This window comes from Actinomadura sp. WAC 06369, from assembly GCF_003947565.1.
Taxonomy (GTDB): domain Bacteria; phylum Actinomycetota; class Actinomycetes; order Streptosporangiales; family Streptosporangiaceae; genus Spirillospora; species Spirillospora rifamycini.
Window position 1 is genome coordinate 1 of record NZ_QHJN01000201.1, and the last position, 13,145, is coordinate 13,145.

Annotated in this window: 11 protein-coding genes; 6 read left to right on the top strand and 5 right to left on the bottom strand. The window is 77.4% G+C overall.

Annotated elements, in window-relative coordinates; all coding sequences use genetic code 11:
- Window positions 1-35 precede the first annotated feature (35 nt).
- From DMH08_RS34600 to DMH08_RS34620, 5 genes are all read right to left on the bottom strand, one after another.
- Window positions 36-968, bottom strand: a complete 933-nt coding sequence (locus DMH08_RS34600) for an SWIM zinc finger family protein (RefSeq protein WP_125620293.1) — start codon at window positions 966-968, stop codon at window positions 36-38.
- 227 nt (window positions 969-1,195) lie between these two features.
- Window positions 1,196-2,065 (bottom strand): cytochrome c biogenesis CcdA family protein, encoded by an 870-nt coding sequence (locus tag DMH08_RS34605; protein WP_442778668.1) that lies wholly within the window; start codon window positions 2,063-2,065, stop codon window positions 1,196-1,198.
- The gene (locus tag DMH08_RS34610) at window positions 2,062-2,814 is read right to left on the bottom strand and encodes a DsbA family protein (RefSeq protein WP_125620295.1); all 753 of its coding nucleotides are present in this window, start codon (window positions 2,812-2,814) and stop codon (window positions 2,062-2,064) included. The genes DMH08_RS34605 and DMH08_RS34610 overlap by 4 nt, the downstream gene beginning before the upstream one ends.
- A 152-nt stretch (window positions 2,815-2,966) precedes the next feature.
- Window positions 2,967-3,404: a hypothetical protein gene (locus DMH08_RS34615; protein ID WP_026400395.1), complete on the bottom strand. Its 438-nt coding sequence runs from the start codon at window positions 3,402-3,404 to the stop codon at window positions 2,967-2,969.
- A gap of 88 nt (window positions 3,405-3,492) precedes the next feature.
- Window positions 3,493-4,254, bottom strand: coding sequence for a M50 family metallopeptidase (locus tag DMH08_RS34620; RefSeq protein ID WP_034516260.1), 762 nt, complete (start codon window positions 4,252-4,254; stop codon window positions 3,493-3,495).
- 277 nt (window positions 4,255-4,531) lie between these two features.
- On the opposite strand from DMH08_RS34620, the gene DMH08_RS34625 reads away from it, so the two are divergent.
- From DMH08_RS34625 to DMH08_RS34650, 6 genes are all read left to right on the top strand, one after another.
- Window positions 4,532-6,418, top strand: a complete 1,887-nt coding sequence (locus DMH08_RS34625) for a fibronectin type III domain-containing protein (protein ID WP_125620297.1) — start codon at window positions 4,532-4,534, stop codon at window positions 6,416-6,418.
- A 121-nt stretch (window positions 6,419-6,539) separates the two neighbouring features.
- Window positions 6,540-7,523 carry an AAA family ATPase gene (locus tag DMH08_RS34630; RefSeq protein WP_125620299.1) on the top strand — a complete coding sequence of 328 codons (984 nt, stop codon included), beginning with the start codon at window positions 6,540-6,542 and terminating at the stop codon, window positions 7,521-7,523.
- A 10-nt stretch (window positions 7,524-7,533) separates the two neighbouring features.
- The gene (locus DMH08_RS34635) at window positions 7,534-8,670 is read left to right on the top strand and encodes a DUF58 domain-containing protein (RefSeq protein WP_125620301.1); all 1,137 of its coding nucleotides are present in this window, start codon (window positions 7,534-7,536) and stop codon (window positions 8,668-8,670) included.
- Complete coding sequence (locus tag DMH08_RS34640) at window positions 8,667-10,856, top strand: DUF3488 and transglutaminase-like domain-containing protein (protein ID WP_125620303.1); 2,190 nt, start codon at window positions 8,667-8,669, stop codon at window positions 10,854-10,856. The genes DMH08_RS34635 and DMH08_RS34640 overlap by 4 nt, the downstream gene beginning before the upstream one ends.
- Window positions 10,857-10,910: 54 nt before the next feature.
- Complete coding sequence (locus DMH08_RS34645; RefSeq protein ID WP_026400392.1) at window positions 10,911-11,852, top strand: threonine ammonia-lyase; 942 nt, start codon at window positions 10,911-10,913, stop codon at window positions 11,850-11,852.
- Window positions 11,853-11,942: 90 nt separating this feature from the next.
- A partial coding sequence (locus DMH08_RS34650; RefSeq protein ID WP_199748144.1) for a hypothetical protein occupies window positions 11,943-13,145 on the top strand: 1,203 nt, incomplete at its 3' end.

Genomic DNA, 13,145 nt, shown 5'->3' on the forward strand with positions numbered 1-13,145 from the left:
GCCCGAACGCGTCCCGCCCGCTCACACCCGCCCCCTCACAGCCGGACCGCGCCTTCGGCGGGGTGCCAGACGGTGAGGGGGCGCAGGCCGCGCGGCGTCCACTCGCCCGCGAGGGCGACGCGCTCGCCGGCCGCGACCGCGAGCAGCGTCCACGGGACGGGGCCGCGCAGCGGCAGCGCGTCGCCCGGCCCGTCGACCGCGAACAGCGCGCCCGCCGCGTCCCGCGCGAGGCGCACGCCGGCGAGCGCCGCGGGGTACCGGTCGAGCCACGGGTCGCGCGCCACGGCGGCGGCGTGCTCGTCGAGGAACGCCCGGACGCCGGTGCCCGGCGGCGCGCCGGGGCCCGCGTCGTCCGCGGCGAGGCGTTCGGCGACGAGGGCGCGCAGCGGCAGGGCGCCCGGGTAGTACGCCAGTTCGGCCTCGAACCGGGCGCCGGCGGGCGGCGCGGGCTCGGGCTCGTCGCGGGGGCCGGTGAACGCGAGCAGCAGCGCCGGGCGCCCCGTCCGCTCGCCGCGCAGCCAGACGCGCCGCGCGGTGAGGACGTCCCGGGCGGCGTCGCGCGTCCCGACGACCCACCAGCGGTCCCGGACGCGCTCGCCGTCGCTCAGGACGGCGTCCCGCGCGACGGGGAACCCGACGCGCGCCCGGACCGTGGCGTGCAGCCCCGCCGGCAGGGCGTTCCGCCGCCGGTGCGCGCGGACGAGCAGCCGCAGCAGCGCGTACTCCGCCAGCAGGCGGCCCGGCCAGCCGGGTTCGCGGGGGACGCCCGCGAGGGCGCGCACCCGCCCCGCGAGCGCGCCCGCCTGCGCGTCGACGAGCCGCCGCGCCGCGTCGTCCCAGAGCCGGTAGGGCGCCCGCTCGGCGCGGGCGAGCCCGTGCGCGACCTGGTCGCGCAGCCAGCGGTCCAGCTCGGCGAGGCCGTCGTCGACCCGGCGGCCCCGCCGCTCGCCCGTCCCGAGGTCCCTCACGAAGCCGAAAATACCGGCGGGGTCCGACATTCTCCGGGGCGCTGACTCCCGGTCAGGCGCGCCGTCGGTTCCGTCCGGCGGTGGGCCGGGAGCGGCGGCGGGCCCGGCGGAGGCGCGCCTTGCGCTTGCGGTGGTACTTGCCGCGATCGAGCTTCGTGTCGGCCATGCACCATCGTGGTCCGCCCGCGCGCCGGCGGCGACCCCGCTGACCGCATCCGGCCCCCGGGTCAGCGCCGCGCCGGGGACCCGTCCGGCTCGCGCTCCCGGGCGGCGCCGCGCCGCGCCCGGACGACCTGCGCCAGCAGGACGCCCGCCGCCGCGGCGCCCGCGACGGCGGCGGCGACGGCGCCGTCCGGGACCCGCCCGGCGACGTCCTGCACCCACCGCTGCGCGGCGAACTCGGCGTCCACGTCGAGGAGCGCGGGCATCGCGGACGTGCCGTCGAACAGCAGGAACAGCGCCCCGAGCGCGATGAAGAACGCGCCGGACACCAGCGAGTTGGTGTGCAGCTCCAGCCGTCCCGCCCGGAACGCCCGGCCGCGCAGCCACCGCTTGCGGCCGAGCCCGAAACGGTCCCAGAAGAACGCGAGGAGGAACATCGGCAGCGCCATGCCGAGCGCGTAGACCGCCAGCAGGACGCCCCCGTACAGCGGGGTGCCGCTCATCGCGGACACCGTCAGCACGCTGCCCAGCACGGGCCCGGCGCAGAAGCCCGCCAGGCCGTAGAGCGCGCCGAGCGCGTACACCGAGCCGGACGAGCCGGGCCGGATCCGCGCCGCCGCGTCCCGGACGCGCCGGAACGCGAAGCCGAGCCCCGCGATCTGCGCGACGCCGAGCGCGATGACCGTCCAGCCGCCGACCGCGACCAGCACGTCGCGGTGCCCGTAGAACAGCCGGCCCGCGAACGATCCGGCCACGCCCAGCGGCACCAGCGTGGTGCACAGGCCCGCGTAGAAGACCGCGGTGCGCCCGACGAGCCGCGACGTGCCGGTGAACGCGTAGGCGAAGAAGGCCGGCAGCAGCAGGGCGCTGCACGGGCTGAGCAGGGCGAGCAGGCCGCCGAGGAACGCGGCCGCCATGCCGATGTCGGGCGTCACCGGCCCGCCCCCTCCGCCTGCCGCAGCGCCGCGCGGATCTCGCCGTCGAACACCTCGAACGGCTGCGCGCCCAGCATCGGCTTCCCGTTGATCAGGAACGCCGGGGTGCTGGGGACGCCGAGTTCGTGGCCCTCGGCCATGTCGCGCCGCAGGGCCTCGACGGCGGGGTCGAGCGTCATGTCGAGGCGGAACCGGTCGAGGTCGGGGACGCCCGCCTCGCCGGCCATCTTCGCGAGGTTCTCCCGGGAGAACGCGCCGCTGTTGCGCTTGCGCTCCTTCGCGTAGGCGACGTCGTGGAACTCCCAGAATCTCCCCTGGAGGCCCGCCGCGTACCCGGCCCGGGCGGCGGCCTCGGACTCCGCGCCGAAGATCGGGAAGTCGCGCCACTCGATGCGCAGGTCGCCGTTCTCGACGTACCGCATCAGTTTCGGACGGACGTCGCGGGCGAACTTCCCGCAGAACGGGCACTGGAAGTCGGAGTACTCGATCAGGACGACCGGGGCGTCCGCGCGGCCGACGGCGCGCGGGTCGCCGGCCTGCCGCCGGGCGACCTCGGGGCCGTCCTGCGCACCGCCCGACGGGGCGGCCGAGGGGGACGGCGGCGCGGACGTCCGGTCGCCGCGGCCGCCGCCTCCGCCGAAGGCGGAGACGGCGCCGAAGACGAGCGCGGCGATCAGGACGGCCGCGGCGGTGACGGTGACCTTCCGGTTCGGGCCGGACTTCGGGCCGGAAGGAGTGGTGCTGGGCACGATGCTGCTCCTCGGAGAAAGGGAATGCGGGATCGCGGCCGGTGCGCGCGTCCGGCGGGCGCCGGACGGCGTGACGGGCCGTGGAGTGACCGTGACGGTCCGTGCGGTGCCGGGAGGGCGCCGACGGGCCGCGCGCGGAGCGGCGCGCGGCTCTAGATCCGCAGTACGGAGAGCAGGATGTGCCGGGGCTCGGGCGGTGCCGGCCCGCTCTCGTTCCGCGCGATGGGCGCGGCCGGGACGCGGGGCGGGGGCGCGAGGGTCGCCGGGACGAGGGTGGACGGCGCCTCGGGCGCGGCGGCCGGGGCGGACTGCCCCGGGGTGGTCTTCTGCTTCGAGCAGTACCGCTCGTCGCCGGTGCCGTCCGCGTCCGGCGCGCCGGCCTGGACGTGGACGGCCGCGGGCGCCGCGCCGGGGCCGGCCGCCGGGGGAGGCGCGGACGCCTCCGCGCGGTCGACCGGCTTCAGGCAGACGGCCGCCGCGACGGCGAGCAGCATCAGCGCGATCACCAGCACCCGCACGGGAAGCGGCCGGTCGGCTGCGGCGCCGCGCACGGCCCGGCGGGCGGTGCGGGCGAGGCTGCCGGAGACCATGAAGCGTTCCCGTTCACGTGGGTGCGGTACATGCCCACTGTACGGACGCCCGCGCCGAAAGCGAACGCGACGGGTTCCGGCGGACGGGTCAGCCGCCGGGCAGGAGCGGGGGACCGGGCAGGTCGGGCAGCGACAGGTCGGACGGGACGAGCAGCGCGCCGCCCGCGACCAGCGCGGCGAGCGCGACCGCGCCGAACATCGTCACCCACGCCGCCCCGGGGACGCCGGTCAGGTGGGCGAGCTGGTCGGCGTCGGAGGTCGGCGCCATCCGCCGCGCCCGCATCCGCTGGAGCTCCACCACCGGGCGGGCCGCCGCCAGCAGCAGGAACCACGCCGCCAGGTACGCGAAGCCCGCCTGGACCTCCGCCGACCCGAACCACGAGACGGCGAACACCAGCGCGCCCGTCCCGACCACCGACAGCACGCCGTAGGCGTTGCGGATCATGACGAGCATCCCCGCGAGCAGGGCCAGCGTGAACCACAGCATCAGGGTGATCCGCCCGGCCGCCAGCAGCACCGCGAACAGCAGCCCGAGCAGGGGCGGGGCGACGTATCCGGCGAACGCCGTGAACACCATCCCGGGGCCGTGCGGCTTGCCCCGCGACACCGTCACGCCCGACGTGTCGGAGTGCAGCTTGATGCCGTCCAGCTTCCGGCCGGTGAGCAGCGCCGCCAGCGCGTGCCCGCCCTCGTGCGCGATCGTCACCGTGTTCCGCGCGACCCGCCATGTCGGGCCGTGCAGCACCGTGCCGAGCGCCACCAGGCCGACGAGCGCGACCAGCCACCACGGAGGGTCGGGCTGCGTGCCCGTCAGGCGGTCCCACAGGTCGGCGATGCTTGCGTTCTCCACGTCCACCCCGGATTCGTCGTCGCGATGCCCAACAGTAGGACGTCGCGGACAAGGCTCGCGTTCGGTTCCGCACCCCCGGAACGCCGACGCCGCCCCCGAATGTGAGACATGTCACGCGTCCGCGCCCGTATCTCGCCGCCCCGCCGCGTCGCGGCAGGCCCGAGTCGTGCGGTTCCGTTCCGGTACGACCCGCACAACCGTTATGGTGCCCTCCCGTACGGCGGGCGCCACGCCACCTCCGTGGGGACGGACGGTGGCGCGACGAGAGGTGACGGGATTGGGCGGGGGACGCTCTCCCGGGCGGACGGGGAAGCCGCACGGGATCATCCGGTATTTCGGACGCGACCGGCTGACGGGGCAGGCGGCGATCGCGCTCGCGGGCGTGCTGGTCGTCGGCGCGCTCGTGTACGGCGTCGGCGCGGCGAGCGCCCGCTACCGGCTGTCGGACGTCGGCGCCTGGCTCGGCGCGAGCGCCAAGGGCCTCGTCGTCCACGCCAACGGGCCCGCCGGCAAGGTCGACGGCAGGGCCGAGCTGCCCGCGCGGATGCGCGGGCACCGCATCGAGGTCGTCCAGGACGGCACCACGGTCCTGCTCGTCGACACCGACACCGGCGTCGTCAGCCGCATCGACCCCGCGCAGCTCGAGATCACCGGGTCGCGCGGGCTGGGCGGGCCCGGCCTGCAGGTCGCCGTCGGCGGCGGCGCCGCCTACACCGTCGACCTCGTGAAGGGCGTCGTCCAGCGCATCGACCCCGTCAGCCTCGCGCCGCTCGGCGCCGCCGCGACCCTCGCGGCCCCCCTCGGCCAGGCGGGCATCGACGGCCGCGGCGCCCTCTGGGTGCCGGTCCCGCAGGACGGGCGGGTCGTGCCGTTCCACGGCGGCGGCCCCGGCACCCCGGTCGACGTCGGCGAGCCCGGCGCCACCCTCTCCCTCACGATCGCCGCCGGGACCCCGGTGGTCGTCGACAGCACGTCCGCGACCGCGCACGTCGTCCGTCCCGAGGGCGTCCAGGCGATCCGGCTGCCCGCGGCGGTCGCCGGGACCCGCGGCGGCGTCAAGCTGCCCGCGGCGACCGACGGCGGGGTCGTGCCGATGCTCGGCGCGGGCGGCTCCCTGCACCTGCTGGACACCGGCGTCGGCCGCGTCGAGTCGGTGGCCCTGCGCGTCCCCGACCACGAGTTCGCGCCCCCGCACATCCTCGGGTCGCGCGTCTACCTGCCCGACCGCACGTCCGGGCGCCTCCTGGTGTTCGACACCGCCGCCGGCGCGTGGCGGGAGCCGGTCGCCGCCACCCGTCCCGGCGGCGCGGTCGAGGCGCTCGTCCGCGACCACATGCTGTGGTTCAACGACCCCGACGGCGCCTTCGCCCTCGCGTTCACCGCGCCGCAGCCGCAGGGCGTCCGCCCGGTCACCGGCTTCGCCCTCCTGGACGCCGCGGGCCGCCCCGTCGCGGGCGCGTCCCCGCGGACGCACCCCGGCACCGCGACCGAGGGCGCGTTCACCGTCGGCGGCCTCACCTGCGACTCGACCACGCACGTCTTCAAGGTCGCCGCCGTGTACGAGGACGCGTCGGGGAAGACGAAGTTCAGCCCGTCCGGCGAGGTCGGCGCCGCCGCCTGCCAGGCCCCGCCCCCGGCCGCCGGCCTGCGCGCCGAACCGGTCGACCACGGCGCCCGGCTCACGTGGGACGCCTCGCCGGGGCACGACGTGACCTACACGGTCACCACGCCCGCCGGGACGGTCGAGACGGAGTCGACGTCGGCGACGGTCGGCGGCCTGCGGAACAACGCGCGCCACCAGGTCACCGTCACCGCCCGCAACGGCGCCGGAACGTCCACGCCGGTCGCGACGACCGTCGACCTGGCGTATCCCACGCGGCAGTTCCAGAACCAGAACAACGGCCAGACGAACACGATCATCCGGTCCACTCCCGGAACCGGCGGCGGTCAGAACGGCAAGATCCCGAAGGACCGGATCGTCACGATGACCGTCGTGTGCCAGGTGCGGGGCGAGCCCTACACCGATCCGGAGAGCGGGAGCAGCAGCGACGTCTGGAACCAGGTCCGGACGCCGCACGGCGACGGCTACCTCAACGACACCCTCGTGCGGACGACCAAGGGCCGGGGCTTCCCCTCGGACGGGCTGTTCGAATGCGAGGGGTGACCGGCCGCCCGTCCGGCGCCGGGGCGGCGGACGGATTTCGGGCGCAACCGAAGACGGGGCGGCGGCGTCCGAGTCACGACATGTCCGGCGGGGCCGGGCGGTGAGCACCGGGGAGCAGGGAATGACGGAGAACGCCGGGGTCGACCCGGACGCGCCGGCGGGACGGTTCGCGCAGATGTTCGCCGCGCTGGCGGGCAACGTGGAGCGGGTCGTGCGCGGGAAACGGGACCGGGTGGAGCTGGCGCTGACGTGCCTGCTCGCGGAGGGGCACCTGCTCGTCGAGGACGTCCCGGGCGTGGGGAAGACGACGCTGGCGCGGGCGATCTCGGCGTCGGTCGAGGCGGAGTGGGCGCGGATCCAGTTCACGCCCGACCTGCTGCCGAGCGACATCACCGGGGTGTCGATCTTCAACCAGGGGAAGAACGCGTTCGAGTTCCACCCGGGGCCTATCTTCGCGAACATCGCGGTCGCGGACGAGATCAACCGGGGGTCGCCGAAGACGCAGTCGGCGCTGCTCGAGGTGATGGAGGAGCGGCGCGTCACGGTGGAGGGGCGGCCGCATCCGGTGCCGCGCCCGTTCATGGTCGTGGCGACCCAGAACCCCGTGGACATGGACGGGACGTACCCGCTGCCGGAGGCGCAGCTCGACCGGTTCCTCATGCGGATCTCGATGGGGTACCCCGACCACCGGTCCGAGGTGGCGATGCTCGCGGGCGCGCCGTCCGGCGCGATGCTCGACCGGCTGCCGCCGGTGATGGGGCGCGACGACCTCGCCCGGATGATCGACTTCGCGCGGCGGCTGCACGTGGCGCCGCCGCTGCACGACTACGTGGTGCGGGTGGTGTCGGCGACCCGGGGGCACCCGGACCTGCGGCTCGGCGCGAGCCCGCGGGCGAGCATCGCGCTGCTGGGCGCGGCGCGGGTGCGGGCGGCGGCGGCCGGGCGCGGGTACGTGGTGCCCGAGGACGTGAAGGCGCTCGCGGTGCCGGTCGTCGCGCACCGGCTCGTCGTGACGCCGGAGGCGGAGCTGCGGGGGCGGGGCGGGGCGGACGTCGTGGACGAGGCGCTCGCGAACGTGCCGACGCCGCAGGCCGCCGTTGTCTGAGGGGCGCGGGGTGAACGTGCTGACGCCGCTGGGCCGGGGGATGGCGGCCGCGTCGCCGGTCCTGTACGCCGCGGGCTGGTGGCTCGGGTACCCCGAGCCGGCGGCGTTCGCCGTGGCGGGGCTGGTCGCGGTGCTGGCGGCCGTGCTGTGGACGCTGCCGCGGCCGCGGCTGGAGGTGCGGCGGGAGATCACGCCCGCGAAGGTCGGCCGGGGCGAGCCCGCGACCGGGGTGCTGCACGTGACGAGCGCCGGGCGCGGCGTGCGGGGGCTCACCGCGCGCGACGCGGCGGGCTCGGCGGACGTGGCGGTGGACGTCCCGCGCCTGCGGGCGGGCGCCACCCGGACGGTGTCGTACGCGCTGCCGACGGACCGGCGGGGCCGGATCGCGGTCGGCCCGCTGCGGCTGGTGCGCGCCGACCCGCTGCGGCTGGCGCGGCGGGTCCGCGAGTACGGCGCGCCGGGGTCGCTGCTGGTGCGCCCCCGGACGGTCGTGCTGCCGCCGCTGCCGTCGGGCCGCGCGCACCACCTGGAGGGGCCGACGAGCGACCGGTCCCCGGCGGGGACGGCGACGTTCCACGCGCTGCGCGAGTACGTCGTCGGGGACGAGCTGCGGCACGTGCACTGGAAGTCGTCCGCCCGGACGGGGACGCTGATGGTGCGGCAGCTCGTGGACGCGAGCCTGCCGACCACGACGGTGGTGCTGGAGGCGCGGCCGGACCGGTGGGCGGACCCGGACGACTTCGAGCTCGCGGTGGACGCGGCGGCGAGCGTGGCGGCGGGCGCCGCGGCGGCGGGCTTCCCGGTCCGGGTGCTGACGGGGAACGGGCCGGTCGCGGAGACGCGGGGCGGCCCGGGCGACGTCGAGGAGATCCTGGACCGGCTCACCGGCGTCGCCGTGCGGGAGTGCCCGCAGCCGACGATGGACGTGGTGCGGCGTGTGCGCGCGGGCGGCGCGCTGGTCGCCGTCACGCCGGGCGACGCCGAGCTGGGCCGGATCGCGGCGGTGCGCGGCCGGTTCGACCGGGTGGTGGTGCTGCGCGTGCGACCGCCGGGTCCCGTGCCCGCGCCGCCGGGCGTCCGGGTCGCCGACGTCGCCGCGCTGGACGACCTGCCGGAGACGTGGCGGCGGCTGGGGGCGGTCCGATGAGCGGGATCCGGCCGGCCGCCCGGTACGCGTCGCTCGCGGTCACGGCCGCGCTGGCGGCCGTCGCGGGGTTGGCGTTCCACCGGGTGTTCGGGTACGGGCCGGTGGTGCCGGTGGCCGCGGTCGCCGCGGTCGCCGCGACGCTGCTGTCCGCGCTGCTGTCGGGTCCCCGCAAGAAGGGGCGGCCGTGGCCGCTGTGGCCGTCGCTGGTGCTGTCGGTCGCCGCCTGGGCCGGGACGTCCGCGCTCACCGTGCTGCGGCCCGCGCTGAGCGCGGGGACCCTGCCGCAGACGCTCCGGGACGGGGTGCTGAACGGGTGGAAGGAGATCCTGACGACCCTGCTGCCCGCCCCGGCCGAACCGCGCCTGCTGCTCGTCGTCGGCGTGCTGGTGTGGGCGGCGGCGTTCGCGGCGGCCGAGACGGCGCTGCGCACGTCGCGGCGGGCGCTGCCGTGCGTCCCGGCCCTGGCGGTGTGGGCGGTCGCGCTGCTGCTCGGCGTGGACGGCCCGGGGACGAACGTGCCGCTCGCCGCCGGGACCGTCGTGCTGGTCGCGGTGCTGGCGCTGGTCCGCTCCGGCGAGCCCGACGCGGGCCCGGCGTGGCGGCCGATCGCGCTCGGGGTGCCGTCCGCGGCCGTCCTCGGCCTCGTCGCGTACCTGGTGGCGCCGGTGGTGCCGGTCGCGGCCGACCCCTACGACCCGCGCGAGCAGGTGGCGGCGCCGCCGCCGCTGCAGCGCGACGGCGTCAGCCCCCTCGACCGCGTCGGCGGGTGGCTGCTGCGCCCCGACCAGGTCCTGTTCACCGTGGACGCCGACCGGCCGGAGATCCAGCGGCTCGCGGTGCTCGACGCGTTCGACGGGGTGACGTGGTCGTCCACCGCCCGGTTCGTCCCGACGGGCAGCCGCGTGCCGGAGCGGCCGGAGGAGCCGGGGGCGCCGGAGCGGTCGCACACGACGACGCAGCGGGTCACCATCGGCGACCTGCCCGGCGTGTGGGTGCCGGCGCCCGACCGGCCCCGCCGGGTCGAGGGCCTGCCCGTCGTCGCCGACCCCGCCGCCGGGACGCTCGCCGCCGCGGAGCCGCCGGCGCCCGGAAGCTCGTACACGGTCACGTCCGTCGTCCCGGAGTGGCGGGCCGAGGACCTCGAGGGCGCGCGCGTCGCCCGCGACGCCGAGGCCCGCGCCGCCCTGAAGCTGCCGTGGGGGCCGGGCGCGGCGAAGGAGCCCGTGCAGCTCGACGAGTTCGAGCGGTTCGCGGCGGCCGCGACGCGCGGCGCGTCCACCGGCGTGCAGAAGGCCGCGATGCTCGCCGAGTACCTCAAGCGGTACGCGAAGTACGACGTGACGGCGGCGCCCGGGCACGGCTACCGGCAGATCGACTACTTCCTCGCCGAGGGGCGCCGCGGGACGCCCGAGCACTTCGCCGCCGCGTACGCGCTGCTCGCCCGCTCGGCGGGGCTGCCGTGCCGGCTCGTCGTCGGGTTCTCCGGCGGGAAGCGCGCGGGCGGCGCCGTGCAGGTGCGGGCGGGCGACGTGATGGTGTGGCCCGAGGTCAAGTTCGAGGGGCTCGGCTGGGTGCGCTTCAACCCGCTGCCCGACAACGCGCGGCGCTCGAAGGACAGCGACGCGGTCGCGGCGGGGGAGTCGGCGCAGTCCCTTGAGCAGGCGCAGAAGAACGCGGCGTCCCGGCAGCAGGGCCCCGGGGCGGGCGAGAAGCCCGGGAAGGGGGCGGCGCGGCCGGCCGCACCGGACGAGCCGACGCCGTGGTGGGTGCTCGCGTCGATCGCCGGGACGGCGCTCGTCCTCGGGTACGTCCTCGCCGTCCTCATCGCGCCCGCCCTGCGCACCCGCCGCAGGCGGGCCGGGCCGCCCGCCGAGCGGATCGCGGGCGCCTGGCGGCAGGCCCTCGACCATCTCGCCGACGCCGGCCTCGGCGCGTCCGGCGCCCTCACCGCGCAGGAGGTCGCGCGCTTCGGCGGGGCCGGCGTGGGCGCCGCCGCGCAGGGCGAGCTCGACCCGCTCGCCGAGCTCGTCGACCGCACCCGCTTCGCGCCGGTCCCGCCGGACGCGGCCGCCGCCGACCGCGCCTGGCGGCACACCGACGCCGTCGGGCGGCTGGTCACCGCGAAGGCCGGGCGGCTGCGCCGCCTCCGCCGCCGCCTGCACCCCCGCTCCCTCACCGGGCGCTGACTAGGGTGGCCGGATGCGCACGCGGACGCTGCCGGGCGGACCCGGCGAACGCTCATGACCGCCCGTCCCGTCCGGGTCCCCGGACCGGACGACCTGGACCGCGCGTGGCGCGCCGTGTCGCGGCGCCTCGCGCCCACGCCGCTGGTGCCGTCGGGCCTCGCGCCCGGCGCGCTGCTGAAGCTCGAGACGTTCCAGCCGACCGGCTCGTTCAAGGTGCGGGGCGCGGTCGCGGCGGTGGACGCGCTGCCCGCCGGGGAACCGGCGGTCACGGCCAGCGCGGGCAACCACGGCCTCGGGATGGGGTACGCGGCGGCCGCGACGGGCGCGGACGTCACCGTCGTGGTGTCCACCCGCGCGTCGCGCGCGAAGACCGACCGCATCGCCGGCTTCCCGGTGCGGCTCGTCCGGCACGGGACGACCTACGACGAGGCCGAGGCGCACGCGCTGACGCTGCCCGGCCGGTACGTCTCCCCGTACAACGACCCGGCGGTCATCGCCGGGCAGGGGACGATCGGCCGGGAGCTCGACGCGCAGGCCGAGGGCCCGCTGACGGTCGTCGCGCCGGTGGGCGGCGGCGGCCTCGCGGCGGGCCTGTCCCTGTGGGCGCGCGGGCGCGGCGACGTGCGGATCGTCGGGGTGGAGTCGGCGGTGTCGCGCGGCGTGGCGGCGTCGGTCGAGGCGGGACGCGTCGTGGAGGTGCCGGTCGGCGACACGTTCGCCGACGGGCTGCCGGGCAACCTCGAACCGGGCTGCGTCACGCCCGGGCTGATCCGGGGCGCCGGCCTGACGGCCGTCACGGACGCCGAGATCCGCGCCGCGCTGCGGTGGCTGCTGAGCGAGCACGGGCTCGTCGCCGAGGGCGCGGGCGCCGCCGGGGTCGCCGCCGTCCTGGCGGGCCGCGTCGAGACCGCGGGGCGGCTCGTCGTCGTGCTGTCCGGACGCAACATCACGATTCCGACGTACGCCGCGGCCCTCGACGCGGGAAACGGCGACTAAACCCGTCATCGGCGACCGGATCCGGTCAATTCCCCCGGCGTTCGGGCGGGAGTCACTACGGTGAGCGCCAATCGGGGAAGGTGGTCCACGGTGGGTGCAGGCGCCGTCTTCAAGCGCGACCGGCTAACGGGGCAGATCGCCGTCGGCGTCGTCGGCGCGGTCGTGATCGCCGCCGTCGTCTACGGGGTCGGCGCGGCCAGCGCGAAGTACGACCTCGCCGACGTCGGCGCCTGGCTGTCCGCGCGGACGAAGGGACTGGTCGTCCACGTCAACGGCCTCGCGGGCAAGGTCGACGGCAAGGCGCCGCTGCCCGCGGGCGCCCGCGGCAACCGGATCAAGGTCGTGCAGGACGGGACGACGATCCTCATCGTCGACCAGGAGACCGGCGTCGTCAGCCGGCTCGACCCCGCCCAGATGAAGATCGCCGGCAGCGCCGGGCTCGGCGCCGGGATCCAGGTCCTCGCGCAGGACGGCCGCGCCTACACCGTCGACTCGGTGAACGGCGGCGTGCAGCAGCTCGACGCGATCACCCTGCAGCCCGCCGGCGAGCCCGCCCGGCTCGACCCCGTCCTCGGGCAGGCCGGGATCGGCGCCCGCGGCGACCTGTGGGTGCCGGTGGCCGTGCACGGGCGCCTCGCCGGATTCCGGGACGGGCGGCTGCGCGAGCCCGTCGACGTCGGCGAGCCCGGCCACGACCTGGCCCTCACGATCGCCGCCGGAACCCCCGTCGTCGTCGACTCCACCGCCGCGACCGCCACCGTCGTCGAGCCGTCCGGCACGCGGCTGACGATCTCGCTGCCGTCCAGCGTCCGCGAGGCCGGGCGCGGCGGCGTGCTCGCCCCCGCGGTCGCCGACGGCGCGATCGTCCCGATGCTGGTGCCCGGCACCGGCTCCCTCGTCACCCTCGACACCGGCACCGGCCGCTACACCAGCACGCGCCTGCAGATGCCCCGGCACCGCTACCGGGCGCCGCAGGTCCTCGGCACGAAGGTGTACATCCCGGACGAGACCGCCGGGGCCCTCATCGTCTACGACACCGCGGCCAAGCGCTTCGAGAAGCCGGTCACGGTCGGCCGCCCGAAGTCGCCCCTCGAGGTGTTCGTCAAGGACGGCCTGCTGTGGGCGAACGACCCGGACGGCCCGGGCGCCGTCGTCATCGACCGCGGCGGCGAGACCAAGGCCGTCGACAAGTACCGCGAGGAGGTCGCGGGCGGCGAGCGCCGCCGGATCCCGCTCCCGGGCACCGGGGACGCGCCCCCGCTGCCCGGCGCCCCGCCCCGCCCCGGCCGGGAC